The sequence below is a fragment of the Arthrobacter sp. TB 26 genome (genome assembly GCF_000427315.1).
Taxonomy (GTDB): Bacteria; Actinomycetota; Actinomycetes; order Actinomycetales; family Micrococcaceae; genus Arthrobacter.
This window is the reverse complement of the sequence record NZ_AUPJ01000515.1, coordinates 1,772-4,940: the sequence shown is the minus strand read 5'-3', so window position 1 is coordinate 4,940 and position 3,169 is coordinate 1,772. Positions and strand designations below refer to the sequence as shown.

Genomic DNA, 3,169 nt, shown 5'->3' with positions numbered 1-3,169 from the left:
TGCCGCCGCAGCCGCCGGTGAGGGTCAGGGTGCCGGCGAGGGTGCCGTTCTCGTCCCCGGTGAGCTTGCGGGCGATCGCGGCGAAGGTTTCGAAGGTGCCCTGCAGGATGCCCTGGGTGCCGATGTAGATCCAGGACCCGGCGGTCATCTGGCCGTACATCATCAGGCCCTCGGCCTCGAGCCGGCGGAATTCGGGCCAGTTGGCCCAGTCGCCAACGAGGTTGGAGTTGGCCAGGAGCACGCGCGGCGCCCATTCGTTGGTGCGGAATACGCCGACGGGCTTGCCGGACTGGACCAGCAGGGTCTCGTCCTTTTCCATGGTTTCCAGGGTGCGGGTGATCGCGTCGAACGCGGCCCAGGACCGGACAGCGCGGCCGGTGCCGCCGTAGACCACGAGGTCGTCCGGGCGTTCCGCGACCTCGGGGTCAAGGTTGTTCATGAGCATGCGCAGCGGGGCTTCCGTCTGCCAGCTCTTGGCAGTGAGCTTGGTGCCGCGGGCTGCTTTGACCGGGCGGGCACCGGTGGTGAAATCGGCGGGTGCCATGGGGGGCTCCTTCGTTTCTTGGTGGTTCGTGGAATGAGGTTCTGTATCAACTAAAGCCTGTCCGCCGCCGCGGAAACAGAGGGTTCGCAGGGGTGCTGTCCGGTATTCCAGACGATCCATCCCTCCCAACTGACTCGCAGCAGGGGCCGTTTTGGGCTCCCAAAACGGCCCCTGTTGCGAGCTGGTTGGGAACGGTTGATCAAGCCGGGAGGTGGGGGTCTCCGGCGGGGTCAGGCGGAGGGGCGGCCGTGGATCCGGATGGAGAGATCATCGGCGACCTTCTGCACCCGGGCGGCCAGGGCGGGCCATTCCTCGGGCGGGAGCTTGTCCTCGAGGAATGTCACGGCGACGGCGGCAGTCGGCCAGCCCACGTGGTCCGTGACGGCGGCGGCGATTGAGCCGAAGCCCGGTGTGACCTCCCCGTGTTCGGTGGCGTAGCCGCGCTGCCGGACCTGGTCCAGATGCGAGGACAGCGCCGAGTACTTCATGATGGGCGATTCAGTCTCGTGCCGGGCGCTGAAGGCGGCCGCGTTGGGGTACAGCGCACGGACCTGCGACTTGGGCAGCGCCGCGAGGATGGCGCGCCCGCTCGCGGTGAGGTGGCTCGGCAGCCGCACCCCGACGTCGGTCACCAGCGACGGGCGGTTCTTCGCCCGTTCCTCGACAATGTAGAGCACGTCGCGGCCGTGCAGCACGGCGAGGTGGGCGCTTTCGCCAATGACGTCCACCAGCGAGGCTAGCAATGGCCGGCCCAGGCGGGAGAGCGGCTCCTGACGGGAATACGCTGAACTGAGTTCGAAGGCACTGATCCCCAGCCCGTAGCGCTGCTCCTCGTGCAGATGCAGCACAAAGCCGTTGGCCTCCATCACGCCCAGCAGGTGGTAGACGCTGGAGCGCGGCAGCCCCAGCGCCGTGGCAATGTTCGACGCCGCCATCGGCCCCCGCTTGGAGGCGAGCAGCTTGAGGATGCGCAGGGTGTTTTCCGCGGCCGGAACCTTGGAGGCGGCCTTCGCCGGGGCTGCTTTGGGCGCCGCCTCGGCGGCACTGGGGGTGATGGTGGTGGCTGGCATTGGATCCTCTTCAAATAGCACGGTGTCCGGTATCCCGTACTTAAGCATGCGCCCCGGCAGGCGTCCCGAACAGTCAGGCCCGGTTCGTCGTGTCCGGAATGCCGGACACTTGCACCGACGCCCGCCGCCCGCCGCCGAAACCAAGGGGGTGCCGGGCGGCCGGGACTTCCGCCCCTAGCCGCACCCCGGCGGCGGTGCTTCGATGGACGCGTCGGCTGAGACGCGAGGAGGGCCGCCATGCGCTGGATTGCGGGGTTGTTCGTGGTTGCGCACGGCCTGGTTCATCTGGCCATCTGGCTGCCGAAGCCGGACGAGAAGGCACCGTTCGACGTCGGCCACTCGCCGTTTGCCGGCAACGTCCGCCGGCTGGCTTCGGGACTGGCCATTGCGGCCACCGTGATTTTGGCGCTCGGCGGGCTTGGCCTGATCGGGGACGCGTCCTGGTGGATTCCGGTCACGGTCACGGGCGCCGCGGTTTCTGCCGCGCTGCTGATTCTGACTTTCAACCGCTGGTGGCTGATCGGCCTCGGGATCAACGCCGCGATCATCGTGCTCGCGCTGCAGCAGGAGGGCTGAGGGCAGGGCTTCCGGCCGGTATTCCCGGCCCACGACCACAGCGCTCAGGGCTCAGGGCTCAGGGCTCAGGGCTCAGACAGTGACAACCACCTTGCCGCGGGCGTGGCCGTCGTGCATGTGGCGGATGGCCGCCGGGGTGTCAGCCAGCGGATAGCTCTTGTCGATGACGGGTGTGACGGAGCCTGCGTCGATGAGCTGGGCGAGGAATCGAAGGTCCTCCTGGCGCTCCGTTGCCATCAGGCCCGTGAGCGTCTGGCCGACAAACGGGGAAAGCATGGAAGCCCGGAGGGAGCGTTCAAATCCGCCGGTCCACCGGCCGCCGCCTTCGCCTCCGACAATCACGAGGGTTCCCCGCGGCTTGAGTGCCCGGCGCAGGACTGACAGCGGGCGGTTGCCGGCGGTGTCGAGAATGACGTCGAACTGCCTCGCGCCGTCCGCGAAGTCGTCGTGTTTGTAGTCAATGACGTGGTCGGCGCCGATCGACCGGACCAGGTCCAGCTTTTCGGTGCTGCAGACGCCAGTGACCTGCGCTCCGAGCACCTTGGCGAGCTGAACGGCAAAGGACCCCACTCCGCCGCCGGCGCCAATGACCAGGACATCCTGCCCGGGCTGGAGCCGGCCGCTGTCGCGGAGGCCCTGCAGTGCCGTGGTGGCGGAGACGGGAACGACTGCCGCCTGCTCGAAGCTGGCGTTGACCGGTTTCAGGGCGATCTTGCCCTCCTTGGCGCAGACGAATTCGGCGAAGGTACCCTCGGCGGTCCCGAAGACCTCATCCCCCGGACGGAACCCGACGACATTCTTCCCCACCGCCTCCACCCGGCCGGCGAGTTCCCTTCCGCGGATCGGGTTTTTGGGGCCCCTGAACCCAAAGAAGGCCCGGGTCAGAAACGGCATTCCGGTCATGAGGTGCCAGACCCCCTGTTCGACGCCGGCGGCGCGGACCCGGATCAGCACGTCTCCGTCGCCGGGTACCGGCGGG

3 protein-coding genes and 1 pseudogene are annotated in these 3,169 nt (G+C 68.2%); 1 reads left to right on the top strand and 3 read right to left on the bottom strand.

Annotated features, from left to right (window positions below):
* Positions 1-544, bottom strand: a pseudogene (locus K789_RS0120455) (urocanate hydratase); the annotation flags it as partial.
* Positions 545-774: 230 nt separating this feature from the next.
* Positions 775-1,614: an IclR family transcriptional regulator gene (locus K789_RS0120445; RefSeq protein ID WP_024368372.1), complete on the bottom strand. Its 840-nt coding sequence runs from the start codon at positions 1,612-1,614 to the stop codon at positions 775-777.
* A 237-nt stretch (positions 1,615-1,851) separates the two neighbouring features.
* Here K789_RS0120445 and K789_RS0120440 point away from each other — a divergent pair, with 237 nt between their 5' ends.
* Positions 1,852-2,190 carry a hypothetical protein gene (locus K789_RS0120440; protein WP_024368371.1) on the top strand — a complete coding sequence of 113 codons (339 nt, stop codon included), beginning with the start codon at positions 1,852-1,854 and terminating at the stop codon, positions 2,188-2,190.
* A 72-nt stretch (positions 2,191-2,262) separates the two neighbouring features.
* On the opposite strand, the gene K789_RS23705 is transcribed toward K789_RS0120440, so the two are convergent.
* Entirely contained in the window at positions 2,263-3,144 is an 882-nt protein-coding gene (locus K789_RS23705; RefSeq protein ID WP_237739654.1) for an NAD(P)-dependent alcohol dehydrogenase, read from the bottom strand.
* Positions 3,145-3,169 lie beyond the last annotated feature (25 nt).